This window comes from Rothia sp. HMSC078H08, from assembly GCF_001808955.1.
GTDB lineage: Bacteria > Actinomycetota > Actinomycetes > Actinomycetales > Micrococcaceae > Rothia.
Genome location: NZ_KV795256.1, coordinates 258,636 through 284,126, shown reverse-complemented (window position 1 = coordinate 284,126; position 25,491 = coordinate 258,636). Strand labels below are relative to the sequence as shown.

Annotated in this window: 17 protein-coding genes, 3 tRNA genes and 1 pseudogene; 17 read left to right on the top strand and 4 right to left on the bottom strand. The window is 62.0% G+C overall.

Translation table 11 applies throughout. The features are described 5' to 3' along the window. Positions 1 to 35: 35 nt before the first annotated feature. The 9 genes and pseudogenes from HMPREF2528_RS06550 to nrdR all read left to right on the top strand — a co-directional run bounded on the left by HMPREF2528_RS06550 (position 36) and on the right by nrdR (position 10,589). Positions 36 to 884 (top strand): purine nucleoside phosphorylase YfiH/LACC1 family protein, encoded by an 849-nt coding sequence (locus tag HMPREF2528_RS06550; RefSeq protein ID WP_070543328.1) that lies wholly within the window; start codon positions 36 to 38, stop codon positions 882 to 884. A gap of 36 nt (positions 885 to 920) precedes the next feature. Continuing rightward, entirely contained in the window at positions 921 to 1,754 is an 834-nt protein-coding gene (locus HMPREF2528_RS06545) for a YggS family pyridoxal phosphate-dependent enzyme (protein WP_070543326.1), read from the top strand. 768 nt (positions 1,755 to 2,522) lie between these two features. Next, positions 2,523 to 2,834, top strand: a pseudogene (locus HMPREF2528_RS09285) (cell division protein SepF); the annotation flags it as partial. Between the two features lie 10 nt (positions 2,835 to 2,844). After that, positions 2,845 to 3,144, top strand: coding sequence for a YggT family protein (locus HMPREF2528_RS06535; RefSeq protein ID WP_070506718.1), 300 nt, complete (start codon positions 2,845 to 2,847; stop codon positions 3,142 to 3,144). A gap of 479 nt (positions 3,145 to 3,623) precedes the next feature. Next, positions 3,624 to 4,163 (top strand): DivIVA domain-containing protein, encoded by a 540-nt coding sequence (locus HMPREF2528_RS06530; protein ID WP_049340716.1) that lies wholly within the window; start codon positions 3,624 to 3,626, stop codon positions 4,161 to 4,163. Positions 4,164 to 4,473: 310 nt separating this feature from the next. Then, a complete protein-coding gene (gene lspA, locus HMPREF2528_RS06525; RefSeq protein WP_141744445.1) occupies positions 4,474 to 5,121 on the top strand; it encodes a signal peptidase II in 648 nt (215 codons plus the stop codon). Positions 5,122 to 5,288: 167 nt separating this feature from the next. Beyond that, positions 5,289 to 6,275, top strand: a complete 987-nt coding sequence (locus HMPREF2528_RS06520) for an RluA family pseudouridine synthase (protein WP_070506715.1) — start codon at positions 5,289 to 5,291, stop codon at positions 6,273 to 6,275. Between the two features lie 127 nt (positions 6,276 to 6,402). After that, complete coding sequence (gene dnaE / locus HMPREF2528_RS06515) at positions 6,403 to 9,945, top strand: DNA polymerase III subunit alpha (RefSeq protein ID WP_070543323.1); 3,543 nt, start codon at positions 6,403 to 6,405, stop codon at positions 9,943 to 9,945. 188 nt (positions 9,946 to 10,133) lie between these two features. Then, positions 10,134 to 10,589, top strand: coding sequence for a transcriptional regulator NrdR (gene nrdR, locus HMPREF2528_RS06510; protein WP_005506525.1), 456 nt, complete (start codon positions 10,134 to 10,136; stop codon positions 10,587 to 10,589). Positions 10,590 to 10,820: 231 nt separating this feature from the next. Here the strand turns inward: nrdR and ppgK are convergent, their stop codons facing one another. Both ppgK and map read right to left on the bottom strand, forming a co-directional pair. Continuing rightward, positions 10,821 to 11,672 (bottom strand): polyphosphate--glucose phosphotransferase, encoded by an 852-nt coding sequence (gene ppgK, locus HMPREF2528_RS06505; RefSeq protein ID WP_070543321.1) that lies wholly within the window; start codon positions 11,670 to 11,672, stop codon positions 10,821 to 10,823. A gap of 144 nt (positions 11,673 to 11,816) precedes the next feature. Further along, complete coding sequence (gene map / locus HMPREF2528_RS06500; protein WP_049362890.1) at positions 11,817 to 12,728, bottom strand: type I methionyl aminopeptidase; 912 nt, start codon at positions 12,726 to 12,728, stop codon at positions 11,817 to 11,819. A gap of 259 nt (positions 12,729 to 12,987) precedes the next feature. Here map and HMPREF2528_RS06495 point away from each other — a divergent pair, with 259 nt between their 5' ends. After that, the gene (locus HMPREF2528_RS06495; RefSeq protein WP_012903791.1) at positions 12,988 to 13,245 is read left to right on the top strand and encodes a hypothetical protein; all 258 of its coding nucleotides are present in this window, start codon (positions 12,988 to 12,990) and stop codon (positions 13,243 to 13,245) included. Between the two features lie 139 nt (positions 13,246 to 13,384). Here HMPREF2528_RS06495 and panB read toward each other — a convergent pair whose 3' ends face one another. Both panB and HMPREF2528_RS06485 read right to left on the bottom strand, forming a co-directional pair. Beyond that, positions 13,385 to 14,299 carry a 3-methyl-2-oxobutanoate hydroxymethyltransferase gene (panB, locus tag HMPREF2528_RS06490; protein ID WP_070543320.1) on the bottom strand — a complete coding sequence of 305 codons (915 nt, stop codon included), beginning with the start codon at positions 14,297 to 14,299 and terminating at the stop codon, positions 13,385 to 13,387. Between the two features lie 54 nt (positions 14,300 to 14,353). Next, a complete protein-coding gene (locus HMPREF2528_RS06485; RefSeq protein WP_070543317.1) occupies positions 14,354 to 16,222 on the bottom strand; it encodes a geranylgeranyl pyrophosphate synthase in 1,869 nt (622 codons plus the stop codon). Positions 16,223 to 16,627: 405 nt separating this feature from the next. On the opposite strand from HMPREF2528_RS06485, the gene glnA reads away from it, so the two are divergent. From glnA to HMPREF2528_RS06450, 7 genes are all read left to right on the top strand, one after another. After that, a complete protein-coding gene (gene glnA / locus HMPREF2528_RS06480) occupies positions 16,628 to 17,968 on the top strand; it encodes a type I glutamate--ammonia ligase (RefSeq protein ID WP_049362897.1) in 1,341 nt (446 codons plus the stop codon). A 213-nt stretch (positions 17,969 to 18,181) separates the two neighbouring features. Then, positions 18,182 to 21,535: a bifunctional [glutamine synthetase] adenylyltransferase/[glutamine synthetase]-adenylyl-L-tyrosine phosphorylase gene (locus HMPREF2528_RS06475; protein ID WP_210397101.1), complete on the top strand. Its 3,354-nt coding sequence runs from the start codon at positions 18,182 to 18,184 to the stop codon at positions 21,533 to 21,535. 400 nt (positions 21,536 to 21,935) lie between these two features. Then, positions 21,936 to 22,008 (top strand) — tRNA-Gly (locus tag HMPREF2528_RS06470). A gap of 47 nt (positions 22,009 to 22,055) precedes the next feature. Then, a tRNA-Cys gene (locus tag HMPREF2528_RS06465) sits at positions 22,056 to 22,126 on the top strand. A gap of 24 nt (positions 22,127 to 22,150) precedes the next feature. Further along, positions 22,151 to 22,222 (top strand) — tRNA-Val (locus HMPREF2528_RS06460). A gap of 543 nt (positions 22,223 to 22,765) precedes the next feature. Beyond that, complete coding sequence (locus HMPREF2528_RS06455; protein ID WP_070506700.1) at positions 22,766 to 23,758, top strand: HNH endonuclease; 993 nt, start codon at positions 22,766 to 22,768, stop codon at positions 23,756 to 23,758. Positions 23,759 to 24,035: 277 nt separating this feature from the next. Next, entirely contained in the window at positions 24,036 to 25,403 is a 1,368-nt protein-coding gene (locus tag HMPREF2528_RS06450; RefSeq protein ID WP_070506697.1) for a hypothetical protein, read from the top strand. The last annotated feature ends 88 nt before the right edge of the window (positions 25,404 to 25,491 follow it).

Below are 25,491 nucleotides of genomic sequence, written 5' to 3'. Positions count from 1 at the left end.
GTTATACCTGCTGACATCTGATGAAGGAATAGAAGATGAGCGATAACCCCAAAACTTCGCTGCTTGCCTCTGCCGATACCCGCACCCTGGGTCCCTGGCGTGTGCGGGTGGGTTTCACCTCCCGCGTGGCGGGCAACCTGGGCTTGCACGTGGACGATGAGCTTGGCGGCGGTATGGATGCCTCCTTGGTGCGTACCCTCAACCACCGTGCCGCCCTGGAGGAGGCGCTGGGTACCGACCCGTTCTTCTACCTGAACCAGGTGCACGGTGTGCAGATTGCCTACCCGGAAGACTACGCGGTGGAATCCTACGCGCCCGGTGCACCCGAGGAGCGTACCGCTGAGCGTGCCCGCGCGGTGCTGGAGAACTCCCCGGTCGCCGATGCGGCGATTAGCAGTGAGGGCGTGCCCCTGGCGATTATGGTGGCGGATTGCATTCCCGTGGTGCTGGTGGGTGAGCGGGTCGCGAACTGGCAACCAATCCTGGCGGTGGCTCACGCTGGCCGCCGCGGCCTGCTTGATGGCGTGCTTCAGCAGACTGTGCAGCGGATGCGTCAGCTCGGCGCGGAGAAAATTACCGCCTGGCTGGGTCCGAGTATTTGCGGTAGCTGCTACGAGGTGCCCGAGGCGATGCGCACCGAGTCCACCGAACTGATTCCGCAGGTGCATTCGGTGACCAGTCAGCAGACCCCCGGCCTGGATCTGCCCGCCGGTGCCCGCGCCGTGCTGGAGGAGGCGGGCGTGCAGGTGAGCATGGACTGTGCGCAGTGCACGTTTGAGGAGCCCGAGGTGTATTCGCATCGCGGGTTCACGAACCGCGGTGAGAAGCCGGGCCGTATCGCGGGTCTGGTGTGGATTGAGAAGGCGCCAGAGCCCGCCGCCTAGAGCTGCTAAAGATAGAAAGCCGCTGAAGGAGAGAAGATGTCTGAAATGAACGTAGAAGAGAACCTGCAGTACACTCCCGAACGTGCCGAGCAGCTGCTACAGAACTACCGCCGCGTGCTTGAGCGTATCCGTACCGCGGAGCAGGACCACAGCGCCGTGCGTACCGAGGAGAGCGCCCCGGTGCAGCTGGTGACGGTCACGAAGTTCTTCCCCGCCTCCGACGCGGCGGCACTGCTGGATGGGGGAGTGACCCTCTTCGGTGAGAACCGCGACCAGGAGGCGAGCGCGAAGGCTCGCGAGCTTGCCGCATACTGTGCTCAGCGTGAGGTGCAGCCCCCGCACTGGGCGTTTATTGGCCAGTTGCAGACGAACAAGGCGAAGTCTGTGGTCAAGTACGCCTCCAGCGTGCATTCGGTAGACCGCCCCTCCCTGGTAGACTCGCTGGCGAAGGCGTACGCAAACCAGCTCTCCCGCTTCGAGGCGGGGGAGGCGCCCGCACCCGCGGCGGCGGAGCATGGCGCGCTGACCTGTCTGGTGCAGGTGTCCCTGGCGGAGGTTGCGACGGCTGGCCACGCCGCTGAGGGCGCGCGCGGCGGTACGAGCGCCTCCGAGTTGCTGGAGCTGGTGGAGCGCATCGAGAATCACGAGCATCTGCGTTGTGGCGGTGTGATGGCGGTGGCGCCGCTGGGCATGAACCCGGATGCGGCGTTTGAGAAGCTCTACGGTTTGGCGTCGCTGGTGCGTGAGCAGGTGCCGCACGCGACCGAGATTTCCGCCGGCATGAGCGGGGATTTGGAGGCGGCGGTGCGTTGGGGTTCGACCTGCGTGCGCGTGGGTAGCGACATCATGGGTAAGCGTCCGGCGCTCTAGGCCCTTTAGCCGTTAGTCTTTTCAGCTGATGGGTCTGCTGGCGGCGGCATAATCATCGGTGCCCTTGACCGCCCGTGCGGGGTGGGCGCTGGTAATATATACATGCCGGTGCATGGCGTACCGTCACGCACACACCTTCTGACGAAGCACCACGGCAGCCCCTGTACACCACCAACGTGAAAGAACAGCGAGAGAATCATGGCGAAGCAAAGCCGTCTGGCGGGTTTCCTCGGCCTGGAACGATACCAGGGCGCTGAGACGACGCCGGAAGAATCCCCGCAGGCTGTGCAGGCTGACTCCTACCGGGAGACAAACGCCTCCGCAGGGCAGGCTGCTACAGCACAGAAGACCGACAGCGCCAACAGGCTCTCAGCACTGCCCGGCTCGGCACAGTACAGCGATGCCGAGTCGCAGAGCGAAACCTACCACCAGCAGGACGAACCCGCCTATACTGAACAGGAAGAGTACCTGCAGGCTGATAGCTACGATGACGGTACAGAAACCGAGTATCTGGACGCAGAAGAATCTGCCGACGGACGAGCAACCGTAGATGCAGCGGCATACGCCACCGCTCATACACCTGAAACCACAGCTGATCTGGCAGAAACCGAGCAGACTTGGGACGATGCCAGCGCAGACAATTGGGAGGACACCCCGGTGCCGAATACCGAATACACCGAGCAGTACGCCGATACGTACTCCAACGACGGCTACTACGAACAGGGCTACGAGCCCGAAGAAACCAACGGATACACCTACGGTTACGAGGAAGAAGAGGACGAATTGCGTCGCATCACCACTATCCACCCCCGCTCCTACAATGACGCAAAGATCATTGGTGAGGCATTCCGCGAGAACATTCCCGTGATTATGAACGTGGAAGAAATGCCTGACGCAGACGCAAAGCGCCTGGTGGACTTCGCATCCGGTCTGGCATTCGCACTGGAGGGCCGCATTGAGCGCGTCACCGCTAAGGTGTTCCTGCTGACCCCCTCCAACCTGGAGGTTCTGGGTGTGGCTAACTCCGAGGTTCCCGCCGGCTTTGAGACCGACGGCGAATTCCCCTTCGACCAGGGCTAAGGACTGATAGATGGGTTATATTTTCGCCCTCATAACGATCGTTATCTACGTTCTCTACATTGCGATGCTGCTGCGCATGCTCTTTGACTGGGTGCGCATGTTCGCTCCCGAGTGGCGACCCAAGGGCATTGTGTTGCTCTTCGCCAGCGGCGTGTACGCGGTGACTGACTGGCCGATGAACCAGCTGCGCCGCCTGATCCCGCCGGTTCGTGTGGGTAACGTTGCGTTGGACACCGGCTTCCTGATTCTGATTGTTCTGTTGTCTTTGCTGCTGAGCATCATGATGCGGATGACCGCGGCCTTCTCGTAAGCGCCTGCCCGCTAAGAGACGACAGCTGACGAGCACAAACGATAGACCCCCGCCTGCCTGACCCGTTCACGGGTTGAGTGCAGAGCGGGGGTTTTCTGCGCCTGCGTTCTTGTGCTTAGGCTCTGCCTGGGTTCTGTGCTTAGGGTCTGCCTGGGGAGCGTCAAAATGTCTTCTCGAAAACCTTCTCAAAATGCACCGCAGGGCAGAAAACATAAGGGTGGTAGCGGGGACTAGGGCGGATATTAGACGTGGTGAATCCCACCCTTGCGCAGAGCGAATATTTTACGGTTCAACCGACGTATAACCGGGCACAGAAACTAAAGAATAGTAGAATTGGTGCCAACGACTGCATAGCGGAATAGCCATGCCCTGACCCATCGGGACCCTGAATTATTGGGGATCACGACCTATCTGGCTGGTGAATCCGCGGCACCCAACTTCATCACCAAACACCGTAGGGATACCCAGAGGAGAAGCCCATGGCAATCACCCCCGAAGACCTGATCACTAAGAGCTTCAAGATTGTAACCGAAGAGTCCGGTTACGACCGCAACGAGGTCGATGACTTCCTGGACGAGCTCGTTGTCGAACTGCGCGCACTCTACTCCGATCGTGATGCCCTGGAGCGTCAGGTTGAGCAGCTCTCTGCAAACGCACCCGATTCCCCGGCAGCGGCTGTAGCACCCGCACAGTCCTCGGCGGCATCGGCTGCACCTCAGGACGCGGCGGCACTGCTCGCTATGGCTCAGAAGGTCCACGACGACTACGTGGCGCAGGGCGAGAAGGCTAAGGCTGAACTGCTCGAAGAGGCAGAGAGGAAGGCAGACGCTATGGTGAGCGAAGCTCAGCAGCAGCGCGAAGAGGTTCTCTCTCGCCTCACCGACGAGAAGGAAGAGCTGGAGATCGCTGTTGAGGCTCTGCGCGGCTTCGAGAGCCGCTACCGCTCCAAGCTGCTGCAGCACCTGGACGCACAGGTTCAGGAGCTGAAGAACCTCAAGTCCATCGAGGCTTCCGCATAAATCAGCTAACGACGCTTTGAGGCGTATGCCGCCCGGATTCTTTCTCTTCCACCGCTATTCACCGGGGAAGATCGAGAGAACCGGGCGGTATTCTCATGCCCGCCCGGCACGGCCTAAGAACCCAGGGCGCGAAGCGGGGGAGAGCACCCGCCACATCACCACCGAATACTCGATGCACTACCCCGATTTGCTAAGCTAGAGGGGCACTATCGAACGCGAGCGCGACCCGCCTCCGCACCATAGGGCCTCCGCGCCGTAGGCGCAACAACCGGCACAGACCGTCGCAACCGGCACAGACTAGAGGAGAGCTATGACCAACACCCCCAAGACTGCTGAATCCTCAGTCGCACAGGCTAGCGATAACGCTGCCGAAAACACCACCGAAGAAGCTACTGGACGCCGCGTGCGCATCCTTTCGGCTCGCTCCGCGGGGATTCTCGCGCTCGTGCTCGCCGCCGTCGTGTTCGCTATCGACCAGGGCACCAAATACCTGGTCGTTACCCAGATGCAGTTGGGGGAGCGCATCACCGTCATTGACGGGCTACTGTGGTGGTACTCGATTCGTAACTCCGGCGCCGCATTCAGCATGGGTGAGAACGTCACCTGGGTCTTCACCCTCGTCATGGTTGCCGCCGCGGCCGTGGTGTTCTACCTGCTGCGCCGCACCCGCGCTCTGTCCTGGACCCTCGCGCTGGGCGGACTGCTCGGCGGTATCTGCGGCAACCTTTTCGACCGTCTCTTCCGCGAGCCCGGCTTCGGTTCCGGCCACGTGGTTGACTTTATTTCCGTACCGAACTTCGCGATTTTCAATATTGCAGACTCCGCAATCTGCGTGTGCATGGCGTTCATCGTGCTGCTGAACTTCAAGGGCCTGAACCTCAACGGCACCCGCGTGCAGGCGCCCGCTGACGAAACCCCTGCTGGCGACAAGAACGCAGCAGAGAAGAGCTCCAAGTAGCTCCCCGCCCCGGCTACATTGCCGACACACGCGCCTGCAGACGTTTTCACTCAGAGAATTTTTTACGCAGAGACGTTTTCAAGCAGCGAACTTTTCATACAGCCCCCTCTCACACTGACCCCTCCCACACAGACAACCTAAGCAAACACCACCCGAAGGAGAGCCGCATGAGCGAAACCACCAACGCCGCCGAAGATACGGCACGCATCCGCGCCGAATTCACCGTTGAAGGCGCGCTCGCCGGTATGCGCCTGGACGCCGCACTCGCCGGTGCCCTCGACGCGCCGCGCACCCGCACCTCCGGGTGGATTTGTGACGGCCACGTGACCGTGACCAACAACGGCAAGACCGTGAAAATCGGCAAGTCCTACAAGCTTTCCGCAGGGGACGAGGTCGTCGTGGACGCACCCGCACCGCGCGATCTGGCGGACATCCGCCCCGAGAAGGTGGACGGCTTCCGCATCGTGCACCTGGACGAGGACATCGTTGTGGTGGACAAGCCCGCAGGCGTGGCGGCACACCCCTCACCCGGCTGGCACGGCCCCACCGTCATCTCCGCGCTCATGGGCGAGGGCATTTCGGTTGCCACCTCCGGCGCGGCAGAGCGCCAGGGCATTGTGCACCGCCTGGACGTGGGCACCAGCGGCCTGATGGTCGTAGCCCGCAGCGAACGCGCCTACACCGAACTCAAGCGAGCCTTCAAGGAACGCACCGTGGACAAGGTCTACCACACCCTCGTGCAGGGCCTGCCCGACCCGCTGCGCGGCACCATTGACGCACCCATCGGCCGCCACCCCGGCAACGAATGGAAGTTCGCCGTGGTCGAAGACGGCCGCAACTCCATCACCCACTACGATGTGCTCGAAGCCTTCGGCCCCGCATCCCTGGTAGAGGTGCACCTAGAAACCGGACGCACCCACCAGATTCGTGTGCACTTCTCCGCGCTGCGCCACCCCTGCTGCGGCGACCTGACCTACGGCGCCGACCCGCGCTTTAGTGCCGAACTGGGTCTGACCCGCCAGTGGCTGCACGCGCACCGCCTAGGCTTCGACCACCCCGGTACCGGAGAGCGCGTGACCTTCACCAGCGAGTACCCGCTCGACCTGTCCTACGCGCTGACCGCTCTGCGCGAGGGTAAGGTTCAGCTCGGCTAGACAGCTCGGTTCGGCTAGACAGCTCGGTTCGGCTAGACAGCCCAGCTAGGTAGAGCCACCCGCGGGCTGCCGCACACAGCTTCACATTCACCGCCTATCCTCCAGCCCACACCTCCAGGAGATTCCCGTGGCAACCAAAGAATTTACGCACCTGCACGTGCACACCGAGTACTCCATGCTCGACGGTGCCGCGCGCCTGGGTGACCTATTCACCCACGCTAAAGAACTCGGCATGAAGTCCATGGCGACCAGTGACCACGGCTTCCTCTTTGGTGCCTTCGACTTCTGGCGCCAGGCTAAAGCGCACGACATCAAGCCCATCATTGGTGTGGAGGCGTACCTGACCCCCGGCACGCACCGCACCGACCGTTCGCGTGTGCGCTGGGGCGACGGCTCCCGCGACGACGTCTCCGGTGGTGGCGCCTACACCCACATGACCATGTGGGCTGAAACCACCGAGGGCATGCACAACCTGTTCCGTGCCTCCTCGATTGCGTCGCTGGAAGGTCAGCTGTACAAGCCGCGTATGGACCGCGAGGTGCTGCAGACCTACTCGAAGGGCCTGATTGCCACCACCGGCTGCCCTTCCGGTGAGGTTCAGACGCGCCTGCGTCTGGGGCAGTTTGACGAGGCGGTCCAGGCGGCGAGCGAATTCCGCGATATTTTCGGCAAAGATAACTTCTACTGCGAGGTCATGGACCACGGCCTGGACATTGAACGCAACGTCCAGGAGGATCTGCACCGCCTCGCCAAGAAGCTGAACCTGCCCTTCGTCGCCACCAACGACCTGCACTACACCCGCCAGGAAGACCACACCGCCCACGCGGCGCTGCTGTGCGTGCAGTCCGGCTCGACCCTCACCGATCCCAAGCGCTTCAAGTTCGACGCGGATAACTTCTACCTGCGCTCGGCAGAAGAAATGTACGCTCTGTTCGGTGACATTCCCGGCGCGTGCGAGAACACCCTCGAAATCGCTGAACGCTGCAACGTGGAGTTCAACACCAAGGCGAACTACATGCCGAACTTCCCCGTGCCCGAGGGTGAAAACGAGGAATCTTGGTTCGTGAAGGAGGTCGAGAAGGGCCTGCACTACCGCTTCCCGGACGGCGTGCCCGACAAGGTGCGTAAGCAGGCTGAGTACGAGGTGGGGGTTATTACCTCCATGGGCTTCCCCGGCTACTTCCTCGTGGTCGCCGACTTTATCAACTGGGCTAAGCGCAACGGTATTCGCGTGGGCCCCGGCCGTGGCTCCGGTGCAGGCTCCATGGTCGCGTACGCGATGCGTATTACCGACCTGAACCCGCTCGACCACGACCTGATCTTCGAGCGATTCCTCAACCCCGACCGCGTCTCCATGCCCGACTTCGATGTGGACTTTGACGATCGTCGCCGCGGCGAAGTCATCGACTACGTGACCGAAAAGTACGGTGAAGAGAAGGTCGCGCAGATCGTCACCTTCGGCACCATTAAGGCGAAGCAGGCGCTCAAGGACGCCTCCCGTGTGATGGACCAGCCATACTCGGTCGGCGAGCGCCTCACCAAGGCGATGCCGCCGGACGTCATGGGTAAGAACATCGCCCTGGCGAACGTGTACAACGAAGAGGATAAGCGTTACGCCGAGGCGGCAGATTTGCGCGCCCTCATCGAGGACCCGGTCGATAAGATCTACGGCCAGGTGTTCGAAACCGCGAAGGGCCTGGAGGGTCTGAAGCGTCAGTGGGGCGTGCACGCTGCAGGCGTGATTATGTCCAGCAAGGACCTCGTGGACGTGATCCCCGTGATGCGCCGCGAGGCCGACGGCCAGGTCATCACCCAGTTCGATTACCCCACCTGTGAGGGCCTGGGCCTGATCAAGATGGACTTCTTGGGTCTGCGTAACCTCACCATCATCTCTGATGCGGTGGAGAACATTAAGGCTAACCGAGGCATCGACCTGGACCTTGAATCCCTCTCGCTGGACGACCCGGAATCGTACCGTCTGCTGGCGCGCGGCGATACCCTCGGCGTGTTCCAGCTCGATGGCGGCCCGATGCGCTCGCTGCTCAAGCTTATGGAGCCCGAGGAGTTCGAGCACATTTCGGCAGTGTTGGCGCTGTACCGTCCGGGCCCGATGGGCGCGAACTCGCACACCAACTACGCTCTGCGTAAGAACGGTAAGCAGGAGATCGAGCCGATTCATCCCGAGCTGGAAGAGCCGCTGAAGGATATTCTGGACACCACCTACGGCCTTATTGTGTATCAGGAGCAGGTTATGGCGATTGCCCAGAAGGTCGCGAACTACACTCTGGGTGAGGCAGACCTGCTGCGCCGTGCGATGGGTAAGAAGAAGAAGGCGGAGCTGGATAAGCAGTACGCTACCTTCCACGACGGCATGATTTCTAACGGCTACTCTGAGGGCGCTATTAAGGCGCTCTGGGATATTCTGCTGCCGTTCTCTGACTACGCGTTCAACAAGGCGCACACGGCTGCGTACGGTCTGGTGTCGTACTGGACGGCGTACCTGAAGGCGCATTACCCGCAGGAGTACATGGCTGCACTGCTGACCAGCGTGGGCGATAACAAGGACAAGCTCGCGCTGTACCTGAATGAATGTCGCGCCATGGGCATTACCGTGCTCGCGCCGGATGTGAACGAGTCCACCCTGACCTTCGCCCCTGTCGGTGACGATATCCGCTTCGGTATGGGCGCGATCCGTAACGTGGGCGCGAACGTGGTCGAAGGCATGATTGCCGCCCGCGAGGAGAAGGGCCGCTACGAGTCCTTCAACGACTTCCTGAAGAAGGTGCCGCTGCAGGTGTGCAATAAGCGCACCATCGAGTCGCTCATTAAGGCGGGCGCTTTCGACGACCTGGGCCACACCCGCCGTTCGCTGTCCCTCATTCACGAGGCGGCAGTGGACGCGGCCGTGGCGGTCAAACGTAAGGAAGCGGCGGGTCAGTTCGACCTCTTCGGCTCCCTCGGAATGGATGACGCCCTGGGTGATGAGCTGACCGTGACCATCCCCGACGTGCCCGAGTGGGACCGCCGTGAGAAGCTGAACTTTGAGCGTGACATGCTGGGCCTGTACGTTTCGGACCACCCGCTGCGTGGTCTGGAGCGTGCGCTCTCGGATGCTGCAAGCCATTCGGTGCACGACATCATCGGTGAAGACTCGCACGTGCGCGACGGCGAAACCGTCACTATTGCGGGTATGCTCACCGGCGTTTCGCGCCGTATCGCCAAGTCCAGCGGTAACCAGTACGCCTCCGTGGAGCTGGAAGACCCCTCGGGCGCAACCATTACGGTCATGTTCTTCTCCCGCGCCTACGAGACGATGGGCGCCGCCCTTGCGGACGACCTCATCTGCTCGATTCGTGGCCGCGTGCAGCGCCGCGACGACGGCAGCGTGAACATGAGCGCGCAGGAAATGCAGATCCTGGAAATCAGCGATGACGGCCGCGCCGCACCCATCACCATCGTGGTACCCGAGTACCTGGTGACCGAGGCGAACCTGAAGGAGCTGAAGGAGACCCTGCGCGACCACAAGGGCACCGCGGATGTGCGCATGCTCGTGCGTACCCGCGATAAGGAGCAGCTGGTGCTGCTGGACCCGAGTGTGCGCGTGGAACCGAACCCGAGCCTCTTCGGTGAAATCAAGACGATTTTCGGTCCGAGCTGCATTCGACGCTAACAACGCACGCTAACAATGCACCCCCATGAGGGGAATGACAGGGTGGATTCTGCATAGCAGAGTCCACCCTGAGCGTATATTCACTCACAACATACGGTGTACCCGCTGTATATCACGGTAGAATAGGTATAAATATTCTTGAGCGCTGTATACGCGGGCGCCCCTAACGCCCAGCCAAGGAGAAACGAATGTACTGCCCCTATTGCAAGCACACCGACTCGCGCGTGGTGGATTCCCGCACCACCGATGACGGCGCCGCAATTCGCCGCCGCCGCCAGTGCACCTCCTGCGCTCGCCGCTTCACGACCGTTGAAACCACCACCATTTCGGTGATTAAGCGTTCGGGCGTGACCGAGCCCTTCGACCGTTCGAAGATTGCCGCCGGCGTGCGTAAGGCATGCCAGGGTCGCCCCGTGGGTGAGGACGATTTGGCGAAGCTCGCCCAGGAGGTTGAGGAGCTGATTCGTGCCCGCGGTCTGGCGGAGATTAACGCGCACGAGGTGGGTCTGACCATCCTGGAGCCGCTGTCGAAGCTGGACGCGGTCGCCTACCTGCGTTTTGCGAGCGTGTACCAGGCCTTTGAGAACCTTGAAGACTTTGAGGAGGCGATTGCGCGTCTGCGTGAGGACCGCATTGCCCAGTAACTAGCTAGCACAGTAACTGACTAGCACAGCCACTAGCTAACCCAGTAGCTAATGAGCTCAGCCGCCGCTACATGAGCGGCGGCATACAGAAGGGACCGCCTTCCGAATGATTCGGAAGGCGGTCCCTTCGTACGTATGTGAAGCGCTATCCGAGGCGGATAGCAGGAAGCAAGCCCTTACGCTTCGCCGCGGCGCTGACGCGGCCGCGGGTCAAGCAGGTTCAGGAAAACCTTACGCTTCGCCGCGGCGCTGACGCTCCGGCAGCATGCCGCCAGCCCACAGTGCCGCACCCACAATACCCGCGTTGTTACGCAGGGCAGCCATGACCATGGGGGTACGAATCTGATCCTCAAAGTAGGGCATGAACTTCTCCGGGTTCTTGGAGATGCCGCCGCCAATGATGAACAGGTCGGGGGAGAAGAGCATCTGTACGTGCTCGAAGTAGCGGTACAGGCGCTTGCCGTACTTCTTCCAGGACAGCTCGTGCACCTCGCGGGCACGAGCGGAAGCCTGAGACTCGGCGTTGTGGCCGTCAATCTCCAGGTGGCCCAGCTCGGTGTTCGGGATCAGCACGCCGTCGTTGATGAGGGCGGAGCCAATGCCGGTGCCCAGGGTGATGACAGCGATTAGGCCGTCACGGTTACGGCCCTGGCCGTAGGTTGCCTCAGCCAGACCGGCTGCGTCAGCGTCGTTGAGGCCGTAGACGGTGCGGCCGCCCAGAGCCTCGCTCATGACCTGTTCCAGGTCGGTGTTGATCCAGGAGTCGTCCACGTTCGCTGCGGAGAAGACCATGCCGTTCTTCACCACTGCGGGGAAGTCGATGCCGACAGCGGACTCGGGGTCCGGTGCCAGGTCGCGGCCCTGCAGCTCATCAACTACGCGGCGTACAACCTCAGCCACAGCCTCGGGGGTTGCAGGCTTGGGGGTATCAATGCGGAAGCGGTCGGACACGAGGTTACCGGTGCGCAGGTCGACGATGCCGCCCTTAATGCCGGTGCCTCCAATGTCCACACCAATCTGCAGGTCCTTGGGGGTGGGCGCGGGCAGCTCGGTGATGACGCCGGGTTCTGCGTAATCGCTCATGGTTTTCTCTCTTTCGCCCCGCCTACTGCCGTGCAATCGGGTGAGTGGGCGGGCTTGTCAGTGGGTGAATTGATATAAAAGTGAGGTGCTGGGGCTCGTATCTGCACAATACCTGCACAAGTAGGAAACCCAGAGGTCTGCGCTTTAGGGCAGAGTCAGGATGTCCGCACCGTCAGCGGTCACCACGAGGGTGTGCTCGAACTGCGCGGTGCGCTTGCGGTCGCGGGTGACCACGGTCCAGTCGTCGTCCCACAGGTCCCATTCGATGGTGCCGAGGGTCAGCATGGGCTCGATCGTAAAAATCATGCCCTCACGAATCTCGGTGTCGTAGGCGGGTGCCGCATCATAGTGGGGGATGATGAGGCCCGAGTGGAACTCACGGCCCACGCCGTGGCCGGTGTAGTCGCGGACCACGCCGTAACCGAAGCGAGCCGCATACTTCTCAATGACGCGACCAATCACGTTAATCTGGCGGCCGGGCTTCACAGCCTTAATCGCGCGATTCAGGGACTCCTCGGTGCGCTCAACCAGCAGGCGGGACTCTTCGTCCACGTTGCCGACGAGCAGGGTCTTGTTAGTGTCGCCGTGCATGCCGTCAAGGTACGCGGTGACGTCCAGGTTGAGGATGTCGCCGTCCTCCAGCACGGTGGTGTCCGGAATACCGTGGCAGATGACCTCGTTCAGGGAGGTGCACACGGACTTCGGGTAGCCGCGGTAATCCACGGTGGAGGGGTACGCGCCGTGGTCACAAATGTATTCGTGGACCAGCACGTCAATCTCGTCGGTGGTGGTGCCGGGCACGCAAATCTTGGATGCTTCAACAATGGCGCCTGCCGCAATCTTGCCGGCTGCGCGAACCCGCTCAACTTCCTCGGGGGTGTACATGTTCGAGTCGTTACCCTCGTTAGCGGTGGGCTTACCCACGTACTCGGGGCGAACAATGTGCGAGGGGACCGGGCGCATCGGGCTGACGCGTCCGGGGGTCAGGCAACCGACGGGTGCACGACCGGGCTCTGCGGGAAGATTATGCGAAGTATTCGTTTTGGTTGAAGACATAGTTTCATCTTACCGGGCGTGGGCGGTTTGTGTCCCTTGCGGAGGCGCTAAAAAGCGGCGGATACATAAGCCGTACCTTTTTCCCAGATTGTGAATAAAATTCCATACACCCTAGCGGCAAAACCGCGCGGCGGGGAGCGGAGGAGAAGACATGAGAAAAGGGGAGGAACGCCGCGAGAAGCTTCGCCCGCCTCATTGCCACGAACCTGGGCGCGTGAGATGCTAGACATACTGACTCAATACCGTCGAAGGAGAACCCATGAGCGAGAAGAAAAGCCACCTGAGCGAAGCCATCGAATCGGCGGTCGAAAAGACCCTGAACTCCGCAGCTGACGCAACCAGCCCGCACGCTGACGAATACTGGTACAACCTCGCCACCGGTGAGGTTGAGCGCGGCCAGCAGAGCGCCGTCACCTCACTGTGGGGCCCCTTCAAGACCTACGAAGAAGCCGCCCACGCCATGGACCGCGCCCGCGAACGCAACGAGGCATGGGAGAAGGACGGCGGCCTGCTCTAAAGCCCAGCGAACGTTCTGCACGTATGCCTCTAATAGAGGCGTCTAACAGAGGCAGAAAAATAGATACAGCAAGACCCCCGCACCCGGAACACCGGATACGGGGGTCTTTCTTCTCAAGCTTTTCTTCTCAGCCTAAAGCCTACTCAAAAGTGTGCTCAGCCGCCGGGAACTCACCCGAACGAACCTGCTCACGATAAGCACGCGCAGCATCCTCCATGATCTGGCCAACCTGCGCAAACTGCTTCACAAAACGCGGCACGCGACCGGAACGAACACCCATCATGTCCTGCCACACCAGCACCTGACCGGTGGTCACATTCGAGGCACCAATACCAATAGTCGGCACAGTGCCCACCGCCTCATCCACCAGCTGCGCAGTCTGGGCAGTCACCATCTCCATGAGCACGCAGAACGCACCAGCCTCAGCCAGCGCCACCGCATCCTCACGGACACGCTCAGACGCATCGCCGCGGCCCTGCACACGGAAACCACCCAGGGCATGCTCCGACTGCGGGGTGAAACCAACATGCGCCACCACCGGAATACCGGTACGCACCAGGGCACGAACCCACTCAGCCATCGAAGCATCCGCCTCAATCTTGACCGCGTGCGCGCCGCCCTCCTTCATGAGGCGAACCGCGCTCGCCACCGCCTGCTGCGGCGACTGCTCGTAGGAGCCAAACGGCAGGTCTGCGACCACCATGGTGCGGGATGCACCGCGAGAAACCGCCGCAACCAGCGGAATCATCTCATCCAGGGTAATGGTCAGGGTCGATTCGTAACCGAGCACCACATTCGCCGCAGAATCGCCAACCAGCAGCATGTCGATGCCGGCACGGTCAAAAATCTGCGCCGTCAGGGCGTCGTAGCAGGTCAGCATGGAGAACTTCTGCCCGGTCGCCTTAGCCTGCGCCAGGTGAACGGTACGAACCTTCTTGACGGTGTCCAGGTCAAAAGGCTTCGACGCAGAAGCAGTCGCGGGAGCCGCCGCGGAGGTAGCGGCAGGCTGTGCCGCGTAGGGCGAAGAGATCTCGGAAGAACGCTCAGTAGTCATGCTGACTATTCTAACCCTGCACGGCTCCAACCTGGCGTACCGCTCACCCCGAACCTAGTTCCAGATGAGGTTAATGTAGTAGGTCGGGAACGACGCAGCGGCGTTCTTATTCATCAGCTCCGGAATAGCGGAAGAAGCATCACTAAACTCACGCGGCAAATCGCGCTGAATGAGCGCCTGCTGCACCAGAGCATCCCAATACAGCTGCGTAATCGAGTAGGTGCAGACTTCCTTCACGACGTCCTCCGCGTAGGACTCCCACGCCGTCCTCGCCGCATCAGCCGTCTTTGTTGCATCATCAGCGCCGAAGAAACCCTCGTAGCCCTGAGCTAGACCCGTATCGCAGGCGCTCACCGCGTTCTTCGCGTACTGCAACCAGTAGCTGCGGCTCAACTCATCGGTAGTGTTGAACGTAAACGCCTCGTAGTCCGCCTTCAGCAGGGCGTAAGACGCCTGAATAGAACCGGCAAGCGGGGCGTGCGAAGAGAAGACAATAACGTCCAGAAGAGCGGCAATGTACTCCATCTGCGCCTTCTCGTACGCAATACCGGACGGCTGAACCGGGCCAGAATGCATCTGCACCAGCGCCTCCACCGCGTTCAGGAAACGCTCAATGTCGGCGGTCGCCTTCACCATCAGATTCAGCAGACGCTGAACACACTGATAATCCTCAGAAATCTGCGAGAACAAACCGTAGGACAGGATGCCGCGCTCCGAAGCCGCCGCCGCCAGAATCTGGCTCGTTAGACGCTGGCTCTCCGCCTCAGCCTTCGCAACAGTCAACAGCAGGGCACCGCAATATGCCAGGGCGCGACCATCCACCAGCTGAGGCTGCTGCTGATGCAACGGCAGAAGACGCTCATGAAGCTGACGGAAAATCGCGCTCTGCATCAGAGCCTTCTTGCCCAGCTCCTCAGTCTTCAACAGCACGGTATCCGCCGAGAAATCACGCGGAACAAGACGGCGCGCATCCGGCGCAGTAAACGGCGAATAGGGGCGACCCATCACCGGATGCAACAGCGACATCGTGGTAAACAGCGAAAAACGAGCCGCCACCGGCCCCAGCGAATCCGGGTAGTTCGGCGCATCCGGCGCGTTGACACGCTCCGTGCACAGCGTCAGCCAGGTCTGCTCCACCGCCCGATCAGACGCAATGCCAACACCCATACCCAGGATGCTCTCACCGAACGCCTCCGACGGAAGCTTACCGGGGTTCATGGCACGCGCCTGCATGAGCGCCACAGCCAGCTCCACCGTATAGTTCGCGCGGCGCTTCTTGCCCGCCTCATCAAGGTGCTGGAACGGACGCATGCCCGCAATCTTCTGACCGCGCGCCAGCGTATGTAGCTCCTTATTCATGGCGAACTGCTGCGGGTTACGCTGCATCATCTTCGACACCTCGTAAGCGCTCTTACGGTTCAGCTTCTCACGGCGCTGAGCACCCTCAGCCGACAGCGCATCATACTTGCCGCGGCTTGCGTGAACATACCAGGCACGAAGTAGCTGAAGCGGCAGGAAGAAGAAAGTGTACTTCCACGACCACGTGAAGAGCAGGATCGGAATGACCGCCATCGACCCCACGCGCCCCGTATAACCGAGCCAAAGAAGCTCTACAAACGCACCCACCACCGCAAAGAGTGCCACGGTGCGAGTCCTAAACGCCACGCGGGAGGGGCGATCCAGCAGGTAGGTCGCACCACCGGTCTTGCTGTTCTTCATGACTGTCGGGCCAAAGACCGCAACCGCAAAAAGGCAGACCAGGTACAACACCAAGAAAACAATGGGGGCGGCAATAAGTAGTAGCCACTCAAGCCCGGTGGGGTCAGCGGCAACCAGCGTGCTTGCCGCTAGAGGAATCTGTGCGGGCGCCACCTGTGCGGGCAGCGCCTGCGAAGCTGATGAGAGAAGAACGGAATGTAGCATACCCCCATTATCGCAAGGCGACCCCGACCACGCCCCACGAACCGTCATCTGCTAGGTATCTGAACACAACCCGCACCGCAGAAAAAGCGGAGGCCCCGATACCGCCCAGAATCTGATACCGTGCCGCAAGAACGAGACACGAGCGAGAATTTACACAAACGAAACCTCCCACCCGCGCGACGCACAGCAGAACCCGATAGGCTAGATAACAACAGGACACACGCCGGGGCAAGGAGGCGCCAGCACCGCTGGTACACAACCCGCCGCAACCCCCTTGGAAACCCCAAGGGACATGCAGGACCTTCCGCAACAGGGTCTTCCTCACCTCGGCAACAAATTTAGCGCGCCTCCGCCACCCACAGACGGGTACCACGCGGATGCGCGCCCGCACCGAGAGGGCAACTCATGGACCGTCAACAGGAATTCGTACTGCGCACCATCGAAGAGCGCGACATCCGCTTCATCCGCCTCTGGTTCACCGACGTGGTCGGCACCCTCAAATCCGTTGCGCTCGCACCGGCTGAAGTAGAAAGCGCCTTCGATGAGGGCCTGGGCTTTGACGGATCCTCGATTGAGGGTTTCTCCCGCATCTACGAATCCGACATGCTGTTGCAGCCGGACCCCTCCACCTTCCAGATCCTGCCCTGGCGCGGCGAGGAAGACTACACCTCCCGCATGTTCTGTGACGTGCTCACCCCCGACGGTGAGATTAGCGCCTCCGACACCCGCGGCGTGCTCAAGCGCGTGCTCAACAAGGCAGCGGAGATGGGCTTCACCTGCTACACCTCACCTGAAATTGAGTTCTACCTGCTCGAATCCTCCAAGCTCGGCGCCGACGGATTCCCCGTGCCCGTGGATCACGAATCCTACTTCGACCACACCCCCGGCGGCATCGTGCAGGACTTCCGCCGCAAGGCAGTGACCATGCTCGAAGAAGTCGGCATCTCCGTCGAATTCAGCCACCACGAAACCGGCCCCGGACAGAACGAAATCGACCTGCGCCACGCCGACGCCCTGCAGACCGCCGATAACGTCATGACCTTCCGCACCGTCATCAAGGAAGTCGCCTACTCGCTCGGCATGTACGCAACCTTCATGCCCAAGCCCTTCACCAAGTACGCCGGCAGCGGCATGCACACCCACTTCTCCCTCTTCGAAGGCGACACCAACGCATTCTTCGAAGCCGGTGCCGAATACCAGCTGTCCAAGACCGCACGCCACTTCATCGCCGGTGTGCTCAAGCACGCCCCCGAATTCACCGCGGTCACCAACCAGTTCATCAACTCCTACAAGCGTCTCTGGGGCGGCGGCGAAGCACCCTCCTACGTCTCCTGGGGCCACAACAACCGCTCCGCCCTCGTGCGTGTGCCCCTGTACAAGCCGAACAAGATGCAGTCCGCCCGCATCGAGTACCGCGGCCTGGACTCGGCGTCGAACCCGTACCTCGCCTACGCGGTGATTCTCGCCGCAGGCCTGAAGGGCATCGAAAACGAGTACCCGCTCATGCCCGCCGTGACCGAAGACCTCGCCGCCATGACCAACGCCGAACGCCGAGCCATGGGCTACAACCCGCTGCCGGCGTCCCTGCGTGAAGCCATCAATATCACCGAAGAATCCGAGTTCATGGCAGAGGTTCTGGGCGAGCAGGTCTTCGAGCAGTTCCTGCGCAATAAGCGCGCCGACTGGGACCAGTACCAGGCTCAGGTGACCCCGTACGAGCTCAAGCACAACCTCGGAATCCTCTAAATGAGTAACCGCTGACAGCCTCAGGGCGGTACCCGCTACCGGTAACACGCCGGCGGGTACCGCCCACAGGTCTATCAAATGCACCTATTGGCTGCACCGTTCACCGCCGATTTTTAGCCGCCGATTTTTGCTGGCGAAATTTATACTTTCCACCCCGGATCTACTCTCCACCCACAGTTCTTTCCCCAGTTCTCTACCCACGGTTCTCACGCTATGACTGACAGCTCCCACTACCCGGCCACCGGGCTCATCCGCATTATCGACCCCGCCAAAGAACCCAAACCGCTCACCGATATCGCCCCCGACGCACTCGACGATGAGCAACGCGCCGAAGCCGAACGCAAAGCTCAGCTACGCCTGCGCACCCGCATGATTGCCACCGGCTTCCACGACCCCTCCAAGGCAGAACGCTGGCTCAACGCACCCGAACTGAAGCACGTCTCGCAGGATGCGCTCTTTGCCGGGCTACGCCTCGCGCCCTCACCGGATATTGCCCTGCCCGCCCTCGTGCGCCTCATCGAGAAGCACCCGGCGGTCGCCGAACGCGCCAACCGCGGCGACAAAGAATTCGGCATGTACCGCCTGCTTGGCGCATCCCAGGCGATTGGCGATTTTCTCTACCGCCGCCCCGAACACATTGACCCGCTCTTCGACACGCAGGTGTACCCGGCTGAGAGCGCGCTGATTCGCTCCCAGCACCCGGCGTCGATTCTGCCGGAAACCGACGGGGAATTCCTGACCCCCATCGCACCGCTGGACACCCCCTACCGCCGCGATATCCTCACCGCCCTCGGCACCGACCCCCACGCGGAGCGTCCGCGCGCTGCCGCCGAACAGACCGGCAAAGACGGCTACGTGACCCTGCGCGTTGCCTACCGCGCCGCCCTGGCGCGCATCGCCCTGCTCGACGTGTGCTGTGAAGACCCGGTCGAAATGATGCCCACCATCGGTCGTCACCTCGCCGATTTGGCTGCCGCCGCGCTGGAGGGCGCGCTCGCCATTGCGCGCACCGAAGTGGCGGAGGGACTGGGTCCCGGTCTGGCGGCTCCTCGCCGAGGCGAAGCCGTAGACGCCCTGGACTTGGCAATTATCGGCATGGGCAAGTGCGGTGCCCGCGAGCTGAACTACATCTCTGACGTTGACGTGGTGTACGTGGTTGCACCCGTGGAACCCGCCGCCGCTGGTGCTGCGCCTTATGCCGGGGCAGAGGGGGAGAGCGCCCCGCTCAAGCTCACCGAGAACGAATGTTCCACCATCGGCACGGAGCTCGTGCACGCCCTCACCCGCGCCATCATGGGCCCCGCACCCGAACCCGCCCTCTGGGAGGTCGACGCGAACCTGCGCCCCGAAGGTAAGGACGGCCCGCTCGTTCGCACCGTCGAATCCTACGTTCAGTACTACAAGCGCTGGGCAGAAAACTGGGAATTCCAGGCTCTACTCAAGGCACGCCCCATCGCCGGTTCGGCGCAGCTGGGCGCCCGCTACGCCCGCGCAATCGACCCCTTCGTGTGGGAGTCCGCCGCCCGTGAATCCTTCGTGGAATCCGTGCAGGCGATGCGCGCCCGCGTGACCGACAATATTCCCTCGAACCAGGTGGACCGCCAGATTAAGCTGGGCCCGGGCGGCCTGCGTGATATTGAGTTCACCGTGCAGCTGCTGCAGCTCGTGCACGGTCGAACCGACCCCGCCGTGCGCACCAAATCCACCGTGGATTCCCTCGCGGCGCTGACCGCCGTCAGCTACATTAGCCGCACCGACGCCGAAGCATTCAGCCGCGACTACAAGAAGCTGCGCGTGCTCGAGCACCGCATCCAACTGCAACAGCTGCGCCGCACCCACCTGATGCCCGAAAAGGACGCCGAACAGCGCGCCCTCGCCCGCTCAATCCTCTCCCCGGAACGCAACGGCACGCTCTCCGCCGAGCAGATGCTCAAGGCATGGCAGAAAATTAAACGGAACGTCCGTTCACTGCACGAGCGGATCTTCTTCCGCCCGCTGCTCGCCGCCGTCTCCACGCTCAGCCGCGACGAAGTGGTGCTCAGCGAACAGGCGGCACAGGACCGCCTCGCAGCCCTCGGCTACCGCGACCCGCGCGGCGCCATGCGCCACATCAAGGCACTCACCACGGGACTTTCCCGCAGTGCAGACATTCAGCGTCACCTCATGCCCGTGCTACTGGGCTGGTTCGCCCGCGGTGTGGATGCGGACGCCGGCCTGCTTGGATTCCGCATCGTCTCCGAATCGCTCGGCAGCACCAGCTGGTACCTGCGCATGCTCCGCGACTCGCCCGCAGCCGCCGAACGCCTCAGCCAGCTGCTCTCCAGCTCACGCCCCATGACCGACCTGCTCGAGGACGCTTCCGCCTCCATCGCCTGGCTGGACAAGGTTGCCGACCTCAAACCGCTGGGGGAGGAGGCGCTTGCTTCCGAGGTTTCCTCCCTGCTGGCACGCCACGAGGACGCCGCCGAGGCGATGCGCGCCGTGCGTTATATGCGTCGGCGTGAGACCCTGCGCACCGCCATGGGGTGGACTCTGGGCATTGCGACTATTGAGGATACCTGCGCTGGTCTTGCCGCCATTGACGAGTGCACAATCGGTGCGGCGCTGCAGATTGCCCTGCGTGAGCTCCAAGCGGCACCGGAAGGCGCTGAACCCGCCGAAGCTGAGGAGACAGCGGGGGAGAAGCTACTCACCCGCATCGCCGTCATCGGCATGGGCCGCCTCGGCGGCGCCGAGAACGGCTTCGGCTCCGACGCGGACGTCATGTTCGTGCACGAACCCCTCGACGGCGCAGACGAGGACGCCGCACAGGAACAGGCGGCACGCATTGTCAACCGCACCCTGGCGCTCCTCAAGCAGCCCGTCAAGCCCGCCATTCGTGCCGAACGGCCCCTCGAAGTGGACGCCGACCTGCGCCCCGAAGGCAAGCAGGGCGCTATCGTGCGCTCGCTGGACTCCTACCGCTCCTACTACGAGCGATGGGCGGAAACCTGGGAATTCCAGGCGCTCGCCCGCGCCCGCCCCATTGCCGGCGACGAGGAGCTCGGACGTGCTTTCGTGGAGCTCATCGACCCGTACCGCTACCCGGCAACTTTCACGCCCGAACAGGTGCAGCAGATTCGCCGCATGAAAGCGCGCGTTGAGAACGAACGCATGCCACACGGTGCCGACCGCACCCGCCAGCTCAAGCTCGGCCGCGGCGGCCTCTCTGACGTGGAATGGCTGGTCCAGCTCGTGCAGCTGCGCCACGCGCACGCCGTGCCGGGGCTACGAACCACCTCCACCCTGAAGGCGCTAAACGCCGCGGTTGAGGCGGGGCTGGTCGAGGCTGCGGACGCTGAAATCCTCAGTGGCGCCTGGCTGCTTGCCACGAAGATCCGCGGCGGCAACGTACTGCGCGGCGTGCGCCAATCCGACACCCTACCCTCGGGACGCGCCGACTTGGAAGCAATCGCCCGCTGGTGCGGATACCCCGCCGGCAGCGCACGCGCCCTCGAAGAGGACTACCTGCGCCAAACCCGCAACGCCCGCAAGGTCTACGAACGCCTCTTCTTCGAAGAGCTCTAAAAAGATTCCAGAAAAACATGGGCCTGGCGTATTTGCCGGTGCGGATTTCATAGAGGAGGGGCGGGGAACCAGGTTCCCCACCCCTCCTTTTCGTGTCCTTGCGAAAAATTTTGCGGACGTTCTGCAGACATCGTGGAGGACATCGTGTGCCCGCTGCTGCCCTCACGGGAACAGTAACCACCCCAAAACCCCAAAAATGTGACCGGCACCATGAAAATAAATTTTGCTCGCGCACCTCAAAAACGAGCCCAAATACACCGTTCTGCCCCGGAAACATGCGGAACACAAGGCATTCTGCAAAGGATTTGGCAAACACTCAAAAACCCCGTATAGTATTTACCTGTCAGCACGACGGAGCGAAAAACTCCAACGGAATGATTCAAATTGAATACGCTGATATGCGGTTGTAGCTCAGTTGGTAGAGCACCACCTTGCCAAGGTGGATGTCGCGAGTTCAAGTCTCGTCAACCGCTCGTAAGGACTCCAAGAGTTCGAACGCGTTCCCTCGTGGAGCGTATGCGGTGAGGTGGTCGAGTGGTTAGGCAGCGGCCTGCAAAGCCGTGTACGCGGGTTCGAATCCCGTCCTCACCTCGCAACAAAACAACTGTTTTGTGAGCGCGATTGGCGCAGCGGTAGCGCGCTTCCCTGACACGGAAGAGGTCACTGGTTCGATCCCAGTATCGCGCACAAATGAAGCCCTGATTCTTCGGAATCAGGGCTTTTGTGTTTAACTTTTTAGTTTTGGTTTAGGAGGGATGGTGCCCTCCTTGTTCCTACAGGGGACCCGCCCTCGCTTCGCTTCGGGCACCCTGATGTCACTGCGGAGGACACCATTCCCTCCACTTCGTAAATAAAACACCCAGCCTCAGATTAGTAAGCGCAGGGCTTGTGTGCGCGATACCGGCATAACGAACTTAAAGGGGAGAGGGGCTGTCGCTCTTTCAGTCTTTTGCTGGCTCCGCCAAATAGGTGGGTTGAAATTGCGGCTTAGCGCCGCACCTTCCGAAAGCGACATCAGGGTGCCCGCACGGGCGCTCTCCGCAACGAAGCAAGGAAGAGCGGAGCGTCCGGGCGTGGCGGGTTCCCCTGCAGGAGCGCAGGAAGGGAGCGGCGCGGAAGCCTATACACCTCCAACGTGACCAAATGCTTTGCACACAGTACCCACCTCCGATACCCTAATGGAGGAAATCTACACTCACAGATACACCGCCGTATCACAAAGGAACACCCATGAAATTCCTCAAAGGGCTCGGCCTCTTCTTCGCCGTATGCCTCGCCTTCTCCCTCTGGTACGTCATCCTTGGCGTCGTCATCATCGTGCTCATCGCGGGCATCATCATGACCATCCGCAAAAACCGGTACTTCGCAACCCCCGAATTCCAGACGCACCGGCAACGCACCGCCACACTCGCCAGCGAATACAACGAAGTCGCCAGCTACGTACACGACATCTACACCCACGGAATCTACGAACTCGGTGCCTCCACCAACGGTATGTACAGCCACCTCGCCACCGTCGAAGTTCAACAACCCAAAACCTGGCAGACGCTGCTGCGGAAGAAACCCGAAGAACGCCACCCGCACGTCTACAACTCCTCAAAACAGGTCGTTCTCGAAGCCGAGCGGGACCCCATCGGCAGCCTCACCAAATACTTCCACATCGAAGCGGACCTGCAAACCCTCAAGGACGTGCAGCGGCTTTCTGACGATATTGCGCGCCTCGAAAACGCGGTCGACAACGTGCGACGCCGCGAAGACGACATGCTCGCACACATCAACCCGCCCCACTTCATCACCAAGCACTACGCCGGCGAGTTCTGGAACAAACTCAACGTCTGCCACGTAGGGCTGACCGTGCCCTACCCCGTCTACCGGTTCGAATACACCTCACCCAATGGCAAAGAAAATCGTGCCGTCACCGTCACCCTCGACACCCCAACCCTTGACGCGCTCTCCGAAACCCTGGAACGCAAAATACGCTGGGCATGGCCCGAAGGCGGCAAACGCACCCTCATGACCGCCCAACTGCGCCAACGCATCAAAGAACGCGACAACTACACCTGCCAAAACCCCGGATGCGGCAACTCCATCATGCGTGAACGAATCCTCATCCTAGAGGTCGTCCACAAGATTCCGCTATCCGAAGGCGGCAACAACGAGCCCGAGAACCTGCAGACCCTCTGCTGGCGTTGCGTACGCGGACGGAACCTGCGGCTCGCATAAAGCCGCACCTTCCGAAAGCGACATCAGGGTGCCCGCCCGGGCGCTCTCCGCAGCGAAGCAAGGAGAAGCGGATCGTCCGGGCGTGGCGGGTTCCCCTGCAGGAGCGAAGGAAGGGAGCGGCGCGAGATGCCCAAGAGCTCCCATACTGTGCTCGAGCTAGGGATTTATGTTAAAGCTGAGGTTCAAGGTATGCTTTTCCTCAGCGTCCGGGCGCAGGCCTACAGGCTCCCGCATCCGCACCACAAACACATCACCCCACCTAAATAAAGGGCATACCATGTCTACATCCCTGACCCGCCGCAAGCTCGTCGCTGGTGCAGCCTGGGCGGCACCCGTCGTCGCAGCCTCCGCAACCATCCCCTCCTACGCAGCGTCCGTCGCCGCTACGAACGACTGCATCCTGGCAGCTAGCCCGGCGTACAACATCTCCGGCACCGAAGAAGGCACCAAGACCGTTCAGAGCTTCGCCGTGCCCGACAACGTCCACAAGCTCCGCTTCGAGCTGGTCGGCGGCGCAGGCGGCACCAACAACCGCATGACCCCCGCCGGCTCCGGCGCGAAGGTCAGCGGCATCATCGCCGTCACCCCCGGCTCCACCGTGCAGATTATCGCCGCAGCAGGCGGTATCGGTGACGGCTCCCTCACCCCCACCGCCGGTGGTGAAGGTTACGGCAACGGCGGCTCCGTACCCGCCTACACCATCCCCGCCACCATCACCGCGCAGGTCGACGCCAAGTACGCGGACCCGGCAAACTCCAAGACCCAGGCGTACGCTGCATCCGGCGGCGGCTCCTCCGCACTGCTCATCGACGGCACCGTAATCGCTGTGGCTGGCGGCGGTGGCGGCGCGGGCATGACCACCTCCGGCGTGTCCTACGCAGACCCCTGGTACTCCAACCTCAACGGCCAGATCGACGCAGGCGTGGCACCCCTCGGCTCGGATGCATCTCCGCAGTTCGACGCGGCGGGTAGCGCCTCTGCAGCGGCAGGCTCCAACGGCACCCCCGGCTACGAAATCTACAAGGCTGAACGCTCCAAGGTCCTGACCTACAACTCCGGTTTCGGCGGCGCGGCGGGCGTGGGCGGTGCAGGCGGCGCGGCAGGCACCCTGCCGGTCAGCGGCCCCATCATCGGCTTTGAAACCACCAACAACCAGGTGCTGTTCAGCCAGTTCGTCGCCGGCAACGCGGGCACGAACGGCTTCGCGGGCAATGGCGGCGACGGTGCGGGCGCATACTCCTACCAGCTGGATGAGAACCCCGCCAGCGTGCACGAGAAGGGCACCTACGAGGACCGCAGCTGGGACCTGGACATCTACAACGACGAGGGCGCGTACGCGCAGAACTTCAACGGCTACCAGTCCGTGGTGTCCGGTGGTGGCGGCGCAGGCTACGGAGGCGGCGGTTCCGGCGCGGCACAGTCCGTCTCCTCGATTGTGCTGACCCAGAAGTGGCTGAACAGCCCGACTGGCGTGCGTCAGGGCATTGGCTACACGATGCAGGGCGGCGCAGGTGGCGCGGGCGGCTCGTACCTCGCCCCGTCGGTGAGCGAGGGTGCGATTGTTTCGGCTGAGAACGCGCCGCAGTGGATGCGCGAGCGCAGTAACGGTTCGGTGACGGTGACTTTCTGCGAGGCGGCTGCCTAACCGTTTCTCACGCTGAGAGGCGGTGTTCGTCCTCGCTCCTACACGCGTATAGGTGCGCCGCATGTTTCCTCCGCGCCTACGCAGGGGC

What these genes read in the sequence shown, in the direction of transcription:
- HMPREF2528_RS06550 (WP_070543328.1), top strand. Translation starts at nt 36, where the DNA reads ATGAGCGATAACCCCAAAACTTCGCTGCTTGCCTCTGCCGATACCCGC.
- HMPREF2528_RS06545 (WP_070543326.1), top strand. Translation starts at nt 921, where the DNA reads ATGTCTGAAATGAACGTAGAAGAGAACCTGCAGTACACTCCCGAACGT.
- HMPREF2528_RS06535 (WP_070506718.1), top strand. Translation starts at nt 2,845, where the DNA reads ATGGGTTATATTTTCGCCCTCATAACGATCGTTATCTACGTTCTCTAC.
- HMPREF2528_RS06530 (WP_049340716.1), top strand. Translation starts at nt 3,624, where the DNA reads ATGGCAATCACCCCCGAAGACCTGATCACTAAGAGCTTCAAGATTGTA.
- lspA (WP_141744445.1), top strand. Translation starts at nt 4,474, where the DNA reads ATGACCAACACCCCCAAGACTGCTGAATCCTCAGTCGCACAGGCTAGC.
- HMPREF2528_RS06520 (WP_070506715.1), top strand. Translation starts at nt 5,289, where the DNA reads ATGAGCGAAACCACCAACGCCGCCGAAGATACGGCACGCATCCGCGCC.
- nrdR (WP_005506525.1), top strand. Translation starts at nt 10,134, where the DNA reads ATGTACTGCCCCTATTGCAAGCACACCGACTCGCGCGTGGTGGATTCC.
- ppgK (WP_070543321.1), bottom strand. Translation starts at nt 11,672, where the DNA reads ATGAGCGATTACGCAGAACCCGGCGTCATCACCGAGCTGCCCGCGCCC.
- map (WP_049362890.1), bottom strand. Translation starts at nt 12,728, where the DNA reads ATGTCTTCAACCAAAACGAATACTTCGCATAATCTTCCCGCAGAGCCC.
- HMPREF2528_RS06495 (WP_012903791.1), top strand. Translation starts at nt 12,988, where the DNA reads ATGAGCGAGAAGAAAAGCCACCTGAGCGAAGCCATCGAATCGGCGGTC.
- panB (WP_070543320.1), bottom strand. Translation starts at nt 14,299, where the DNA reads ATGACTACTGAGCGTTCTTCCGAGATCTCTTCGCCCTACGCGGCACAG.
- HMPREF2528_RS06485 (WP_070543317.1), bottom strand. Translation starts at nt 16,222, where the DNA reads ATGCTACATTCCGTTCTTCTCTCATCAGCTTCGCAGGCGCTGCCCGCA.
- glnA (WP_049362897.1), top strand. Translation starts at nt 16,628, where the DNA reads ATGGACCGTCAACAGGAATTCGTACTGCGCACCATCGAAGAGCGCGAC.
- HMPREF2528_RS06475 (WP_210397101.1), top strand. Translation starts at nt 18,182, where the DNA reads ATGACTGACAGCTCCCACTACCCGGCCACCGGGCTCATCCGCATTATC.
- HMPREF2528_RS06455 (WP_070506700.1), top strand. Translation starts at nt 22,766, where the DNA reads ATGAAATTCCTCAAAGGGCTCGGCCTCTTCTTCGCCGTATGCCTCGCC.
- HMPREF2528_RS06450 (WP_070506697.1), top strand. Translation starts at nt 24,036, where the DNA reads ATGTCTACATCCCTGACCCGCCGCAAGCTCGTCGCTGGTGCAGCCTGG.